This window comes from Streptomyces thermocarboxydus (assembly GCF_024760485.1).
GTDB lineage: Bacteria > Actinomycetota > Actinomycetes > Streptomycetales > Streptomycetaceae > Streptomyces > Streptomyces cellulosae.
This window is the reverse complement of record NZ_CP058273.1, coordinates 5,984,535-6,000,089: the sequence shown is the minus strand read 5'-3', so window position 1 is coordinate 6,000,089 and position 15,555 is coordinate 5,984,535. Positions and strand designations below refer to the sequence as shown.

General features: G+C 70.8%; 11 protein-coding genes. 9 read left to right on the top strand and 2 right to left on the bottom strand.

All coding sequences use genetic code 11. The features are described from left to right. Nucleotides 1-138: 138 nt before the first annotated feature. From AY578_RS27475 to pssA, 8 genes are all read left to right on the top strand, one after another. Nucleotides 139-954: a TetR family transcriptional regulator gene (locus AY578_RS27475; RefSeq protein ID WP_026243356.1), complete on the top strand. Its 816-nt coding sequence runs from the start codon at nt 139-141 to the stop codon at nt 952-954. 380 nt (nt 955-1,334) lie between these two features. Beyond that, a complete protein-coding gene (gene ccrA / locus AY578_RS27470; protein WP_028961455.1) occupies nt 1,335-2,678 on the top strand; it encodes a crotonyl-CoA carboxylase/reductase in 1,344 nt (447 codons plus the stop codon). Nucleotides 2,679-2,690: 12 nt separating this feature from the next. Then, nucleotides 2,691-4,718, top strand: coding sequence for an ethylmalonyl-CoA mutase (locus AY578_RS27465; RefSeq protein ID WP_020699965.1), 2,028 nt, complete (start codon nt 2,691-2,693; stop codon nt 4,716-4,718). Next, complete coding sequence (locus AY578_RS27460) at nt 4,715-5,677, top strand: HpcH/HpaI aldolase/citrate lyase family protein (RefSeq protein ID WP_019521795.1); 963 nt, start codon at nt 4,715-4,717, stop codon at nt 5,675-5,677. The genes AY578_RS27465 and AY578_RS27460 overlap by 4 nt, the downstream gene beginning before the upstream one ends. Before the next feature lie 5 nt (nt 5,678-5,682). Then, nucleotides 5,683-6,195: a MaoC family dehydratase gene (locus tag AY578_RS27455; protein WP_136239088.1), complete on the top strand. Its 513-nt coding sequence runs from the start codon at nt 5,683-5,685 to the stop codon at nt 6,193-6,195. 3 nt (nt 6,196-6,198) lie between these two features. Then, a complete protein-coding gene (locus AY578_RS27450) occupies nt 6,199-7,404 on the top strand; it encodes an acyl-CoA dehydrogenase family protein (RefSeq protein ID WP_019521797.1) in 1,206 nt (401 codons plus the stop codon). Nucleotides 7,405-7,584: 180 nt separating this feature from the next. After that, a complete protein-coding gene (locus tag AY578_RS27445; protein WP_026243357.1) occupies nt 7,585-8,241 on the top strand; it encodes a phosphatidylserine decarboxylase in 657 nt (218 codons plus the stop codon). A 22-nt stretch (nt 8,242-8,263) separates the two neighbouring features. After that, nucleotides 8,264-9,079 (top strand): CDP-diacylglycerol--serine O-phosphatidyltransferase, encoded by an 816-nt coding sequence (gene pssA / locus AY578_RS27440; protein WP_026243358.1) that lies wholly within the window; start codon nt 8,264-8,266, stop codon nt 9,077-9,079. 134 nt (nt 9,080-9,213) lie between these two features. Here the strand turns inward: pssA and AY578_RS27435 are convergent, their stop codons facing one another. Beyond that, nucleotides 9,214-12,681, bottom strand: a complete 3,468-nt coding sequence (locus AY578_RS27435; protein ID WP_258905903.1) for an NACHT domain-containing protein — start codon at nt 12,679-12,681, stop codon at nt 9,214-9,216. A 354-nt stretch (nt 12,682-13,035) separates the two neighbouring features. Next, complete coding sequence (locus tag AY578_RS27430) at nt 13,036-14,136, bottom strand: glycerate kinase (protein ID WP_136239127.1); 1,101 nt, start codon at nt 14,134-14,136, stop codon at nt 13,036-13,038. A 198-nt stretch (nt 14,137-14,334) separates the two neighbouring features. Between AY578_RS27430 and AY578_RS27425 the strand changes: the two genes are divergently transcribed. After that, a complete protein-coding gene (locus tag AY578_RS27425) occupies nt 14,335-15,420 on the top strand; it encodes an ADP-ribosylglycohydrolase family protein (protein WP_028961458.1) in 1,086 nt (361 codons plus the stop codon). Nucleotides 15,421-15,555 lie beyond the last annotated feature (135 nt).

The following is a 15,555-nucleotide window of genomic DNA, read 5'->3' as shown; positions in this document are numbered from 1 at the left end:
GGCGGTGCCGAATGGGGCGGGCTGCTGGACCCCGACCGGTTCCCGCCGCCCGCCCGCACCGCCCCTCCCCCGCCCCCCGAGGGCGGGGGAACCCCCGGTCACGCGCACCGTGCCGCGCGCATGCAGTACGTTCAGGGCATGTCCCAGCCCGCCAAGTCCGCACGTACGCCAGCCACGACCGAGCCGCCGGAGTCCACCGCCGGCTCGCGTGCCGCCGCCCAGCGGCTCAAAATGCGCCGGGAACTTGCGGCCGCCGCGATGGAGCTGTTCGCGACCAAGGGGTACGAGGCGACCACCGTCGACGAGATCGCGGCCGCCGCCGGGGTGGCCCGCCGCACGTTCTTCCGCCACTTCCGCTCCAAGGAAGAGGCGATCTTCCCCGACCACGACGACACCCTGGTGCGGGCCGAGGCGGTGCTCAACGCCGCGCCCGCGCACGAGCACCCGCTCGACACGGTGTGCCGGGGGATCAAAGAGGTCATGAAGATGTACGCGGCGCGGCCGGACATCTCGGTCGCCCGCTACAAGCTGACCCGTGAGGTGCCGACCCTGCGGGAGGCGGAGATCGCCTCGGTGGCCCGCTACGAGCGGCTGTTCACCCGCTATCTGCTGGGCCACTTCGACGAGCACGCGCACGACGACGACGCCAACGACGACCCGCTGCTGGCGGAGGTCGCCGCGTCCGCCGTGGTCACGGCGCACAACCATGTGCTGCGGCGCTGGCTGCGGGCGGGCGGCCAGGGCGACGTGGAGGCGCAGCTGGACCACGCCTTCGCGATCGTGCGGAAGACGTTCGGCACGGGGATCATGGCGGGCCGGCGCACGGCCGCCCCGCAGCGGCCGCAGGCGGCCACGGCGTCCGCGCACGGCGAGGTGCTGGTGACGGTCGCCCGTACCGACGCCCCGCTGGAGGAGGTCATGGAGGCCATCGAGCGGGCCCTCAAGGAGCGCTGAACCGCCTTTCGACGCTGTGATGACGGCCACCCTTCGGGGTGGCCGTTTTGCCATGTCAGGGGCCCTTTTCACCCCCGTTTCCGAGGCGTTTCGATCGATCATCGCTCATCTGATGCGTAAAGATTTCACCTGAGCCGAAGTTCTGGCACGCAGTGCCTTGCCGACTGACACGGCGTGCCATACGTTGAAGGAGTCCGGGCGAGTCCCGGCGGGTCCACCACCCGCACGTCCGGCGCCTGCGTCACAGGCACCCTCCCGCGCAACCACGCGCTGCCGAAGCACCACCCCGCCGAACCGACGGCACCCCTCAACCCTCAGCAGCACACCGACGTAACCCTCAGCGCCCCTCCCTCAGGGCGCCCATCGCCGGAGGCAACACCGTGACCGTCAAGGACATCCTGGCCGCGATCCAGTCGCCCGACTCCACGTCGGAGGACTTCGCCGCCCTGCCGCTCCCCGAGTCGTACCGCGCGATCACCGTGCACAAGGACGAGACGGAGATGTTCGCGGGCCTCGCCACCCGCGACAAGGACCCCCGCAAGTCGCTCCACCTGGACGACGTGCCGCTGCCCGAACTGGGCCCCGGCGAGGCCCTGGTCGCCGTGATGGCCTCCTCGGTCAACTACAACTCGGTGTGGACCTCGATCTTCGAGCCGCTGTCCACCTTCGGGTTCCTCGAGCGCTACGGCCGCACCAGCGAGCTGGCCAAGCGCCATGACCTGCCGTACCACATCATCGGCTCCGACCTCGCGGGCGTCGTGCTGCGCACCGGTCCCGGCGTCAACTCCTGGAAGCCCGGCGACGAGGTCGTCGCGCACTGTCTGTCCGTCGAGCTGGAGTCCTCCGACGGCCACAACGACACGATGCTCGACCCCGAGCAGCGCATCTGGGGCTTCGAGACCAACTTCGGCGGCCTCGCCGAGATCGCGCTCGTGAAGTCCAACCAGCTCATGCCGAAGCCGGACCACCTCAGCTGGGAGGAGGCCGCGGCCCCCGGCCTGGTCAACTCCACCGCCTACCGCCAGCTGGTCTCCCGCAACGGCGCCGGCATGAAGCAGGGCGACAACGTCCTCATCTGGGGCGCCAGCGGCGGTCTCGGCTCCTACGCCACCCAGTTCGCGCTGGCCGGCGGCGCCAACCCGATCTGCGTCGTCTCCAGCGACCAGAAGGCGGAGATCTGCCGGAAGATGGGCGCCGAGGCGATCATCGACCGCAACGCCGAGGGCTACAAGTTCTGGAAGGACGAGAACACCCAGGACCCCAAGGAGTGGAAGCGCTTCGGCAAGCGCATCCGCGAACTCACCGGCGGCGAGGACATCGACATCGTCTTCGAGCACCCCGGCCGCGAGACCTTCGGCGCCTCGGTCTTCGTCACCCGCAAGGGCGGCACCATCACCACGTGCGCCTCGACCTCGGGCTACATGCACCAGTACGACAACCGCTATCTGTGGATGTCCCTGAAGCGCATCATCGGCTCCCACTTCGCCAACTACCGCGAGGCCTGGGAGGCCAACCGCCTCATCGCCAAGGGCAAGATCCACCCCACCCTCTCGAAGACCTACGCCCTGGAGGACACCGGCCAGGCCGCCTACGACGTGCACCGCAACCTCCACCAGGGCAAGGTCGGCGTGCTGTGCCTCGCCCCCGAGGAGGGCCTCGGCGTGCGCGACCACGAGAAGCGGGCCAAGCACATCGACGCCATCAACCGCTTCCGGAACATCTGAGGCAGGGCGGACATGACAGAGCGTCAGAAGGACCGTCCGTGGCTCATGCGGACGTACGCCGGCCACTCGACGGCGGAGGCGTCCAACGAGCTGTACCGGCGCAACCTCGCCAAGGGCCAGACCGGGCTGTCGGTCGCGTTCGACCTGCCGACCCAGACCGGCTACGACCCCGACCACGTCCTCGCCCGCGGCGAGGTCGGCCGGGTCGGGGTGCCCGTCTCGCACCTCGGTGACATGCGCCGGCTGTTCCAGGACATCCCCCTGGAGCAGATGAACACCTCGATGACGATCAACGCCACCGCCATGTGGCTGCTGGCGCTCTACCAGGTCGTCGCCGAGGAGCAGGGCGCGGACATCACCAAGCTCCAGGGCACGACACAGAACGACATCGTCAAGGAGTACCTGTCCCGCGGGACGCACGTCTTCCCGCCCGGGCCGTCGCTCCGCCTGACGACCGACATGATCGCGTACACGGTCTCCCACATCCCGAAGTGGAACCCGATCAACATCTGCAGCTACCACCTGCAGGAGGCCGGAGCCACGCCGGTGCAGGAGATCGCGTACGCGATGTCCACCGCGATCGCCGTGCTCGACGCGGTGCGCGACAGCGGCCAGGTGCCGCAGGAGCGCATGGGCGACGTCGTCGGCCGTATCTCCTTCTTCGTGAACGCGGGCGTCCGCTTCGTCGAGGAGATGTGCAAGATGCGCGCCTTCGGCCGGATCTGGGACACCCTCACCCGCGAGCGGTACGGCATCGAGAACCCCAAGCACCGCCGCTTCCGCTACGGCGTCCAGGTCAACTCCCTCGGACTGACCGAGGCGCAGCCGGAGAACAACGTCCAGCGGATCGTGCTGGAGATGCTGGCCGTCACCCTCTCCAAGGACGCCCGCGCGCGTGCCGTGCAGCTGCCCGCCTGGAACGAGGCGCTCGGCCTGCCCCGTCCCTGGGACCAGCAGTGGTCCCTGCGCATCCAGCAGGTCCTCGCCTACGAGAGCGACCTGCTGGAGTACGAGGACATCTTCGAGGGCTCGAAGGTGATCGAGGCCAAGGTCGAGGAGCTGGTCGCCGAGGCGACCGCCGAGATCGAGCGGATCCAGGAGATGGGCGGCGCGATGGCCGCCGTGGAGTCCGGCTACCTCAAGTCCCAGCTCGTCTCCTCGCACGCCGAGCGCCGCGCCCGGATCGAGTCCGGCGAGGAGAAGATCATCGGGGTCAACGCCTTCGAGTCGACCGAGCCCAACCCGCTCACCGCCGACCTGGACACCGCCATCCAGACCGTCGACCCCGCGGTGGAGGCCCGGGTGATCGCCGCGCTGCAGAACTGGCGCGACACCCGCTACCAGCCGCCCTTCAACCATCCGCGCCCGTGCAAGGCGCTGGAGAAGCTGAAGGAGGCCGCGCGCGGCACCGACAACCTGATGGAGGCCACCCTGGAGTGCGCCCGGGCCGGCGTCACCACCGGCGAGTGGGCCGGCGCGCTGCGCGAGGTGTTCGGCGAGTTCCGGGCGCCGACCGGGGTGTCCTCGGCCCCCGTCGCGGTCCCCGCCGAGGAGGGCTCCGCCCTCTCGGAGGTCCGCCGGAAGGTGGAACTCACGGCGAAGGACCTCGGCGTCGGCAAGCTGCGCTTCCTGGTCGGCAAGCCGGGCCTGGACGGCCACTCCAACGGCGCCGAGCAGATCGCCGTGCGGGCCCGCGACGCCGGGTTCGAGGTGGTCTACCAGGGCATCCGGCTCACCCCGGAGCAGATCGTGGACGCCGCGCTGGCGGAGGACGTCCACGCGGTGGGACTGTCGATCCTCTCCGGATCGCACGCCCAGCTGGTGCCGGACGTGCTCGAACGGCTCCGTGTGGCCGGCGCCACGGACATTCCCGTGATCGCCGGTGGCATCATCCCCAGCGGTGACGCCGAAGAGCTGCGGGCCGCGGGAGTCGCCGCGGTCTTCACGCCGAAGGACTTCGACATCACCGGGATCATCGGCCGCATCGTCGACGAGATCCGCAACGCGAACAAGCTCGACCCCCTGGAGGTCCCCGCATGACGACCGTCAACCGCCTTCGCCCCCGCCGCTCCTGTCTGGCGGTCCCGGGAAGCAACCCGCGCTTCCTGGAGAAGGCGCAGGGCCTCCCCGCCGACCAGGTCTTCCTGGACCTCGAGGACGCCTGCGCCCCGCTCGCCAAGCCCGAGGCGCGCCACACCATCGTGAAGTTCCTCAACGAGGGCGACTGGACCGGCAAGACGCGCGTGGTGCGCGTCAACGACTGGACCACGGAGTGGACGTACCGGGACGTCGTGACGGTCGTCGAGGGCGCGGGCCCGAACCTCGACTGCATCATGCTGCCGAAGGTGCAGGACGCCCAGCAGATCGTCGCCCTGGACCTGCTGCTCACGCAGATCGAGAAGACGATGGGCTTCGAGGTCGGCCGGATCGGCATCGAGGCGCAGATCGAGAACGCGCAGGGCCTCAACAACGTCAACGAGATCGCGCAGGCCTCCCCGCGCATCGAGACCATCATCTTCGGCCCGGCCGACTTCATGGCGTCCATCAACATGAAGTCGCTGGTCGTGGGCGAGCAGCCGCCCGGCTACCCGGCGGACGCCTACCACTACATCCTGATGAAGATCCTGATGGCCGCCCGCGCCAACAACCTCCAGGCGATCGACGGTCCCTACCTGCAGATCCGCAACGTGGACGGCTTCCGCGAGGTGGCCGGCCGCGCCGCCGCGCTCGGTTTCGACGGCAAGTGGGTGCTGCACCCCGGCCAGGTCGACGCCGCCAACGAGGTCTTCTCCCCCTCGCAGGAGGACTACGACCACGCCGAGCTGATCCTGGACGCGTACGACTACTACACGTCCGAGGCGGGCGGCAAGAAGGGCTCCGCGATGCTCGGCGACGAGATGATCGACGAGGCCAGCCGCAAGATGGCCCTGGTCATCGCGGGCAAGGGACGCGCGGCCGGTATGCGGCGCACGTCGAAGTTCGAGATCCCGGAGGCCTGACCGTCATGCAGTTCGGACGCACCTACGAGGAGTTCGAGGTCGGCGCGACGTACAAGCACTGGCCGGGCAAGACGGTCACGGAGTACGACGACCACCTGTTCTGTCTCCTCACCATGAACCACCACCCGCTCCACATGGACGTCAACTATGCGGAGAAGACGACGGACTTCGGCAAGAACGTCGTCGTCGGGAACTACATCTACTCGCTGCTGCTCGGCATGAGCGTGCCGGACATCTCCGGCAAGGCGATCGCCAACCTGGAGATCGAGTCGCTCAAGCACGTGGCGCCGACCTTCCACGGCGACACGATCTACGGGCAGACGACCGTCCTGGACAAGTGGCCGTCGAAGTCGAAGAGCGACCGCGGCATCGTGTACGTCGAGACCAAGGGCTACAAGCAGGACGGCACGCTGGTCTGCGTGTTCCGCCGCAAGGTGATGGTCCCGACCGAGACGTACACCAAGGAGCGCGGCGGCGAGCAGCCCGGCCGCCCCGAGCTGAACGAACAGGGGAAGTAAGCGATGGCCCGTCTCGCCCAGACCGCCGGTCTGACCGACGTCCAGCAGGAGATCCTCTCCACCGTCCGGGACTTCGTGGACAAGGAGATCATCCCGGTCGCGACCGAGCTGGAGCACCGCGACGAGTACCCGCAGCAGATCGTCGACGGGCTGAAGGAACTGGGCCTCTTCGGCCTGATGATCCCCGAGGAGTACGGCGGCCTGGGCGAGTCCCTTCTCACGTACGCGCTGTGCGTGGAGGAGATCGCCCGCGGCTGGATGTCCGTGTCCGGCATCATCAACACGCACTTCATCGTGGCGTACATGCTCAAGCAGCACGGCACGCGGGAGCAGAAGGAGCACTTCCTTCCGCGGATGGCGGCCGGCGACGTCCGCGGCGCCTTCTCGATGTCGGAGCCGGGCCTCGGCTCGGACGTGTCGGCCATCACGTCCAAGGCGGTCAAGGACGGCGACGAGTACGTCCTCAACGGCCAGAAGATGTGGCTGACGAACGGCGGGACGTCGTCTCTGGTGGCCGTTCTGGTCCGAAGTGACGAAGGACACCCTGAGGGCACCGCTCCCCACAAGTCGATGACGACGTTCCTCGTGGAGAAGGAGCCCGGCTTCGGCGAGGTCCGCCCGGGACTCACCATCCCCGGCAAGATCGACAAGATGGGCTACAAGGGCGTCGACACGACCGAGCTCATCATGGACGGCCTGCGCGTTCCGGCCGATCGGGTGCTCGGCGGGGTCACCGGCCGAGGTTTTTACCAAATGATGGACGGCGTCGAGGTCGGCCGTGTGAACGTCGCGGCGCGTGGCTGCGGCGTCGCGCAGCGTGCCTTCGAACTGGGCGTCCAGTACGCCCAGCAGCGTCACACTTTCGGCAAGCCGATCGCCCAGCACCAGGCCATCCAGTTCAAGCTGGCCGAGATGGCTACCAAGGTGGAGGCCGCGCATGCCATGATGGTCAACGCAGCGCGCAAAAAGGACTCCGGGGAGCGAAACGACCTCGAGGCAGGGATGGCGAAGTACCTCGCCTCCGAGTACTGCAAGGAGGTCGTGGAGGACGCCTTCCGGATCCACGGCGGCTACGGCTTCTCGAAGGAGTACGAGATCGAGCGCCTCTACCGCGAGGCCCCGATGCTGCTGATCGGTGAGGGCACCGCCGAGATCCAGAAAATGATCATCGGCCGTCGTCTGCTCGAAGAGTATCGATTCCAGGGCTGAGCGGGGCCAGATGTCCGGATACGGGGTGTTTTCTTGAGGATGAGGATCACACCCCGTATGCGTTCTTCGGCCGCCGACTTGGTTGCCTGGCTTACCCAGTTGCGGCCGGGAGCCGCTACGATCGCCGGAAAGCCGCCGTCCCCCGCAGTTGCGCGGCATCATCCGCTACGAAGGTCATCCATGCCCCACAGCCAAACCTCTGCACACCGCGACAGCCTCGCCGGCGTACGCCTCGCGCGCGGAGCATCGCCGTGGCTTCTGCCGACCGTCGCCACCGCAGCCGTGAGTCTGCTCCGCGCCCGCCGCTCGGGCGCCGCCAAGGCCGTCGCCGTCCCCGCCACCGCTCTCGCGGCGGGGATGCTGTGGTTCTTCCGCGACCCCGAGCGCGAGATCGCCCAGGGCCGGGTCATCTCGCCCGCCGACGGTGTGGTGCAGAGCATCATGCCCTGGAAGGACGGACGCACCCGCGTCGCGATCTTCATGAGCCCGCTGAACGTCCACGTGAACCGCGCCCCCCTGGCCGGCACCGTGACGTCGGTCGAGCACATCCCCGGTGGCTTCGTTCCCGCCTTCAACAAGGAGAGCGAGAACAACGAGCGCGTGGTGTGGCACTTCGACACCGAGCTCGGCGACATCGAGATGGTCCAGATCGCCGGCGCGGTGGCCCGCCGCATCGTCCCCTACGTGCCGCAGGGCACCAAGGTCGAGCAGGGCGAGCGCATCGGCCTCATCCGCTTCGGCTCGCGCGTCGACATCTACCTGCCCGAGGGCGTGGAGGTCGATGTCGAAGTGGGCCAGAAGACCGTGGCTGGGGTGACTCGCATTGACCGTGGTTGATCCCGACACACAGGCCGGCTGGGTGCCGGAGGCCGACGAGGACGACGACGAGGAGATGCCTCTGTCGCTGCGTCTGTCGATAGCGGACACCCTCACGCTGGGCAACGCCACGTGCGGCTTCATGGCGGTGTACTTCACCACCACCGGCATCCTGATCCCGCATCTGCAGGGCAGCCAGGAGTCCGGCATGGCCCGCCACAGCGCGGCCACCGCGGTCATCCTGATGCTGTGCGCGGCGGTCTTCGACCTCTTCGACGGCCTGGTGGCGCGCAAGCTGCGTTCCTCGCCGATGGGCGCGGAGCTGGACAACCTCTCGGACCTGATCAGCTTCGGTCTTGCGCCAGCGTACTTCGTCCTGGTCTACGGCATGGTCGCGGACGACGCGCACCAGAGGGTGGCCGCGGTCGGGGCGATCGTGGTGCTGCTGGCGGTGGTGCTGAGACTGGCGCGGTTCTCCTGCGTCACGGTGAAGGACGGCACCTTCCAGGGCATGCCGTCGCCCTTCGGGGCCCTGACGGTCGTGTCGATCGTGCTGCTGGAGCTGCCCTTCGTGGCGACGCTGCTGGCGATCATCGGCACGGCGTGGCTGATGGTGAGCCGCGTCGAGTACCCGAAGCCGCGGGGGCGCCTCGCCGTGGCGATGCTGTCGTGGATCGTGCTGTCGATGGGGCTGCTGGCGGCATGGGCCTTCGACGCGCCGAGCGGACAGCTGCTGCTGCAGACGGGGTGTGCGCTGCAGCTGGTGATGGGGGCGGTGATTCCGCTGTTCGCGACGGCGCGGAGGGTGAACAACTTCCGCGACAACCGGCGTGAGGCGCGGGCGGCGCAGTTGCCGTAGCGCCGCCGCAGGCTGTGGTGTGGGCCCCGGACCCGGGAAGGGTTCCGGGGCCCTCGTGCGTGCGGGGCCCTCGTGCGTGCGGGTCCTTCGTGCGTGCGGGTCCTTCGTGCGTGCGGCGCCTTCGTGCGTGCGCCTCACAGGACCTGCTCGTCCTCCTCGGGCGTCTTGCGCTTCCGGTGCGCCATCACCTCCCAGAAGGCGTGCAGCTCCCGTACGGGGATGCTCACCCAGGAGGCCGTGCGCCGGGTGAGGGCCGGCAGGTGCCAGCGACGGTGGCTGTGCAGGAGAGCCTGCTGCTGCCGGCAGAACGGCTCCTCGATCTCCTTCTGCGTCCTCGCGGCCTTGGGCGGATAGGGGCACAGACGGAACGTGCAGGTCGGCAGGCAGGTGGAGCCCGGCTCGTCGCGGTCGTCGCGCCCCACGCTCCGCTCGGGGTGGAGCGGGGTGCGGTCGTGGGTGACGCAGGGCGGGAGGTCGCTGCGGTCGGTGAGCTCCAGGCGTTCCTCGATGGCGTCCGGGCTGCCGTCCCGCTCCGTGAGGTTCAGCATGATCAGGACGTCGGCGAGGAGCCGCTGCGCCCGGGGATGCAGACTGGTCCACCCGGACGACGGGGCGATCCACAGATTGTGCTTGCGATAGCGCTCCGGGTCCGCCGGGATGGACCCGACGCTGTTGACGGCGCCGTGCTCGTCGATCCAGAGGAACTGCTCGGGATGCCCCGTCTCCAGGGCCAGGGTCACCAGGTCCGCGGCCTCGGCGACGAACGGGTGGAGCATCGCGCGCGGCCCGCCTCCGTCTCCCCCGCCACGGCGCGCGCTCCCCGCGATGGCGAGCCAGCGGGCGACCGCGCGCACGGGCTCGACGGACGCGCCCTTCCCGGCGGGGGCGTCCTGCCGCCCGGCCGTGTCGGGCAGTTCCCACAGGCACAGGGCGTGCAGCAGACTCAGCTGCGCGTACCAGGAGCGGCTGGAGGCGAGCATCCGCTCGGCGTGCCTGGTCAGGAACGACCGGCTCTCCTCGTACACGTCCGGATGACGCCTGCGCCGGTTCGCGGCGTTCTTGAAGCCCTGGGTCATGGCGATCTCCAGGGACAGCGGCAGGTCGGGCTCCGGCGGTCCCGTGGACGGCGCCGGAGCGCCGTTCCGGCCGCCCGGGACGGTGAGGTGCCGCAGCCAGAGATCGAGGCGTTCCTCGGCCTCGTCGCGGTACCTCGCGGAGACGGACCCGAGGAACATGGGGACCAGCCAGGCCCGCAGGGCGAAGTGACGCCACTGTTCGGTACGGCGCCGCTCGTGCTCCCGTACGAACCGGGCGTACCGCTGCTCCCTGCGCTGCGCCGTCCCCGGGTCGGCGGGCCGGCCCGACTCCGTGTCCTCGAGCCAGGCGGTGTAGTCCTCGTTGAGCTTCCGTTTGGCCTCCCGCGTCTGATGCAGGTACTGCCGCACCGGATCGGTGTCGAGGGGGAACAGTTCCCGCAGGGCGCGGAAGGCGGCGTCCCCGCCGGCGGCGATCTGGTGGGCGATCGCGGTCCGGACGGCGTGGGAGGGCTCGTGCGTGCCGATACTGAGCAGCCGCTCGTACGGCAGGGGAGGCGGCGCCGCGGCCGCCCCCGGAGGCGGCCCGGCCTCGTTCCCGCGCCTCTCCCGTTCGCGCAGCGCCGCGCCGAAGCGCCGCACCAGCCCGAGCTTGGCGTCCTCCACGGTGCGCTGGTCGGACCTGATGACCAGCCCCTCCCACTGTTCGTCGAGGCTGCGGGCCAGCTCGTCCTGGATCGGCTCCGGGTCGATGCTGTCGATCTCCAGGGCGGCGGCGTACAGGTCGAAGTACTTCGCGTCGTGCCGGTTCGCGGCGGCGTCGCGGAGCAGTTCGCTCGTCCTCGGGGCCCTCCTGCCGTCGCGCGGCCCTGACGGGCGGGGCGCGGCGGTGGTGGCCCGGTGGCGGGAAAGCAGCACCAGGGCGATGAGGAGTTCCCGGGACGGGCCGGGGCCGCGCAGGGCGGGTCCGACGACTGCGGCCATCTCGTCGGCGGGCACCTCGGTCAGCAGCCGGTGCCCCAGGTAGGCCTGGACGATGCTGTGGGGGAAGCGGACCTTGTTCTCGGAGCCCCGCACGAGCCCCAGGTGCTGTCCGTTGGCGGCGTACCGGGCGAGCTCGGCGTAGCACTCGGTGGGGGCGTCCAGCGGGTTGATCCAGGACGACGACTCGCCGACCGTGCGGGCCAGCACGTTCCAGACCGCCTCGCGCTGGACCGGCGAGACGGAGGGACGGACCGCCTCCCGCCACGATCCGGCCGGCGGTTCCTCGGGCAGGGCCCCGGAGCGGCGGCGCTCCCGCAGGTCGTCCAGGTAGGCGCCGACGAAGTCGTCGAACGACACCTCCAGGCTGTCCTGCAGCAGGCCGAAACAGGCCAGGGCCGACACGACCCACAGGGTCTCCCTGCGTTCCCTGCGGTCCATCACCAGCTTGTCGCGGATGAGCCCGTCCTCCATGGCCCGGCGGTAGCTGTCGAGCAGCCACAGCCTGATCGTGGAGCAGTCGTTGCTGCGGGTGTTCAGCCGCCCGTCGTTCTCGCGGAGCGTCAGGTGCTCCAGCAGTCCGCGCTGTTGCAGGGCGCGTGCGATGCGCAGGTAGATCGGCGAGTCGGAGACCTCGGCGGTCTCCACCACCCAGTCCAGCCGGCGTTCGTCCCCCTCGCCGGGTTCCCGGACCAGGTACTCCAGGGCCGCCTCCTCGCTGAGCGGTTCCAGGTCGGCGATGGCGGCCCTGGTGCCTTCCAGCGGCGCGTGCGGACGCGAGGCGATGACGAGGGGCAGCTGCTGACGGTCCGCCCGGTCGATGGCCCGCCGGATGATGTTGTCGCGGTCCTCCCGGTACCGCTCGTCGAGGAGGGCCTCCTCCAGACCGTCGGCGATGACCACGGCCTTGTCGTCGAGCCGCAGTTGCCGCCATGCCTTGTCGATGTTCCCGGCGGCGAAGACGCCCTGGTCGGCCTCCTCGGCGAAGCGGCGCCGTGCCATCTGCTCGAAGTCGAACTCCCCGTCCATGTCGCGCAGGCGCAGGGGCACCGGTACGGCGGACTGCTGCGCGAGCATGCGGGTCAGCTCCACGAGGACGGCGGTCTTGCCGACGCCCACGCCGCCGACCAGCAGATAGGGACGGCGCGTCTTGCGGTTGCGGAGCGTCTGGGCCATCACCTGGGCCAGTTGGCGGCGCCCGACGATCCGGTCGACGAGCGTCCCGGCCGTGGGGACCAGTTCGTGCGGGCGGGTGCGCGCCTTCCTCACCAGCGGCCTCTTGGCCTTGTGGTACCAGTACAGGAGGAAGACCGCGAGGAGGAGGGCGCCGGTCAGCACGGGGCTCATGAAGGACAGCACGGTGCTGAACCAGGCGTCGTTCTTCAGTTCGTCGTACCACGAGCGCGCCTGCTGCGAGGAGTCGTACGCCGCGAGCGCGATCCAGCCGAGCAGCAGCGCGGTTCCGACGAAGGCGAACACACGCAGCAGCCGGCCGAGCGAGACCCGCCAGGGGTGCCACCTGCGGTTGGGGACGATGCTCCGGCGGGCCTCCCGGCCGGTCCGGTAGGTCCGCCAGCGCCGCCCCACCGCTCGCGCGGCCCGGAGTGTCCAGCGTCTCGGGTACAGCGTGAGGCGGCGTCACGCGGCCGCTGCTTGCCCTCCGGGCTGCGGATGACCTTGGTGGGCATGACGTCGTTCCCTCCGTGCTGCGCCCTCCGGCGCCATGTCACGGAGCGCCGGAAGGCACAGCGGCCGGGTGACGCCGCCGCTTACGCAGGCAAGGACGTCGGGGACGCCCCTACCTGCGAAGGTGCCTTCATGTCCATGGAACCACTGATGAGGGGGATCGCAACACGGTCGCGCGGGGGGCGCCGAGACCGCCGCACCGGCCCGTGGTGAGACGGTGTCAGGTCCCGTCGGGGGGACCTGACACGGCCCGGCTCAGGTGAGGTAGTCCCGCGCGATGCGCTCCGCCGTCCGCTCCAGGATCGGCCCCGCCTCCGCGATGCACACCGCCACGTCCGGCTCCACGTCCGTCAGGGCGTACGCCCGCCGGATCCCGGCCCGCCCCAGCACCTCCGGCGCCAGCGCCAGCCGCCCGCACACGGCGACCACGTCCTTCCCGGCGGCGCGCGCGGCCGCGGCGACCCCCGCCGGGGCCTTCCCGTGCAGCGTCTGCTCGTCCAGCGACCCCTCCCCCGTGATCACCAGGTCCGCCCGCTCCAGCGCGGAGGCGAACCCCAGCACGTCCAGCATCACCTCGATGCCGGGACGGAACCGCGCCCCCAAGAGCAGCGCCCCGAACCCGATACCGCCCGCGGCCCCCGCCCCCGGCGACGCCGCGACCTCGGCCGCGTCCAGCACCTTCACGAAGTGCCCCAGCGCCGCGTCCAGCCGCTCCACGTCCTCCGGCGAGGCGCCCTTCTGCGGCCCGTACACCGCCGCCGCGCCCTTCGGGCCGGTCAGCGGGTTGTCGACGTCGCTCGCGAGCACGAACTCCACCAACCGCAGCCGCGGGTCGAGACCGGACAGGTCGGCGGTCGCCACCTCCGCCAGCGCGGCGCCGCCCGGCCCGGCCGGCTCACCCGACGCCGTCAGGAACCGCGCGCCCAGCGCGGCGAGCATCCCCGCCCCGCCGTCCGTCGTCGCGCTGCCGCCGACGCCGAAGACGATGCTCCGCGCACCCGCGTCCAGCGCGGCCCGCAGCAGCTCCCCGGAGCCGTACGTCGACGCGGTGAGCGGTGCGAAGACGCCCTCCGGCAGCCGCTGCAGCCCGCTGGCCTCCGCCATCTCCACGACGGCGGTGCCGTCCCGCAGCGCGTAGGCGGCGGTCACCTCGTCGCCGAGCGGCCCGGAGACCGCCACCTCGTGCCGTTCGAACCCGGCCGCGACGGCCGCCGCGACGGTGCCGTCGCCGCCGTCGGCCACGGGCAGCGCCTCGACCTGGAGGTCCGGCCGGACCGCGCGGAGTCCGGCGGTGACCCGCTCGGCGACCTCCACGGCCGTCAGCGACCCCTTGAACTTGTCCGCGGCGACCAGCACCCGCTGGGCCGACGGCGTCCTACGCGTACCGCTTCCTGCAGCGTCCGCCACTTGGCTTTCCCCTCGATCATCGGGCCCCGCGCGCGTGCCGGGGCCTGTCGCGCCGCTGCGACCCTAACCGCCGGGCCGCGTGCCCGTCATGCCCCGACCGGCCCGTGGACCGGTACGGAACCGCCGGGTAACGGGTAGACCGGTCCCATGACCGCCACGACCGGAGTGACCGCCACCGTGACCGGGCTCGCCGACCGCATCCTCGGCGGCTGGCTGGGCCGTATCGCCGGCAACATGCTGGGCAAGCCGGTGGAGCAGGGCGAAGTGTGGACACGGGACCGTATCGACCGCTACCTGCGGGCGACGGACGCGCTGCCGCTGACCGACTACCTGCCGGGACCGCCGACGGAGGACGAGGAGCGGGCGTTGCGCCCGGAGTGGCGGTACTGCGTCCGGGGCAGGGTGCACGGCAGCTGCCGGGACGACGACGTCGACTACGCGGTCCTCGGCCTGCACCTGCTGGAGACGCACGGCTTCGGCTTCAGCACCGAGCAGGTCGGCGACCTGTGGCTGCTGCGGCTGCCGTACTTCCAGACGTTCACCGCGGAGCGGGCGGCGTACCGGAACCTCGCCAACGGGCTACGGCCGCCGCTGACGGCGACGTACGAGAACCCGTACCAGGAGTGGATCGGCGCGCTGATCCGCGCCGACGTGCACGGCTGGGTGTCGCCGGGCGCCCCGCGCCGGGCCGCCGCGCTGGCCCGCAAGGACGCGGTGCTGTCCCATACGGGCAACGGCGTGTACGGCGCGATGTGGGCGGCGGCGCTGGTCGCCGCCGCGTTCACGGCGACGACGGCGCGGGAGGCGGTGGAGGAGGCACTGGCGGTGATCCCGGCGAGCAGCAGGCTGGCGCGGACGGTGCGCCGGGTGGCGTCGCTGCAGGAGAGCGGGCTGCCGTGGGAGGAGACGCTGGCCACGATGGAGGAGGAGACGGCGGGGTTCGGCTGGATCCACACGGTCCCGAACGCGGCCGTGATCACCGCGGGGCTGCTGTACGGCGACGGCGACTTCTCCCGGAGCATCGCGCTGACGGTGCGGGGCGGCCTGGACACGGACTCCAACGGCGCGACGGCCGGGTCGGTGGCGGGGGTGATGTGCGGGGCGGCGGCGGTGCCGGACCAGTGGAAGGAGCCGCTGGAGGACACGGTGCGCAGTGCGGTGTTCGGGTTCGACGGGGTGCGGATCAGCGAGCTGGCGGAGCGGACGCTGCGGCTGGCACAGGCGGAAACCTGACCGCACCGCCGGGAGCGCCGTGCTCCGGCGTGTGCGCCCGCCGTGTCGATCATGGGACGGCGTGTGCTGCCGTGCGCCGGGCGGGCGGGCCGGGCGACGGCCCCGGCAGGTCGCCCGGCCGCCGTACCCTTCCCG

Excerpts from the sequence above, each read along its gene's own strand:
- AY578_RS27465 (WP_020699965.1), top strand. The coding sequence starts at position 2,691 with ATGACAGAGCGTCAGAAGGACCGTCCGTGGCTCATGCGGACGTACGCC.
- AY578_RS27445 (WP_026243357.1), top strand. The coding sequence starts at position 7,585 with ATGCCCCACAGCCAAACCTCTGCACACCGCGACAGCCTCGCCGGCGTA.
- AY578_RS27475 (WP_026243356.1), top strand. The coding sequence starts at position 139 with ATGTCCCAGCCCGCCAAGTCCGCACGTACGCCAGCCACGACCGAGCCG.
- AY578_RS27450 (WP_019521797.1), top strand. The coding sequence starts at position 6,199 with ATGGCCCGTCTCGCCCAGACCGCCGGTCTGACCGACGTCCAGCAGGAG.
- AY578_RS27455 (WP_136239088.1), top strand. The coding sequence starts at position 5,683 with ATGCAGTTCGGACGCACCTACGAGGAGTTCGAGGTCGGCGCGACGTAC.
- AY578_RS27460 (WP_019521795.1), top strand. The coding sequence starts at position 4,715 with ATGACGACCGTCAACCGCCTTCGCCCCCGCCGCTCCTGTCTGGCGGTC.
- AY578_RS27425 (WP_028961458.1), top strand. The coding sequence starts at position 14,335 with ATGACCGCCACGACCGGAGTGACCGCCACCGTGACCGGGCTCGCCGAC.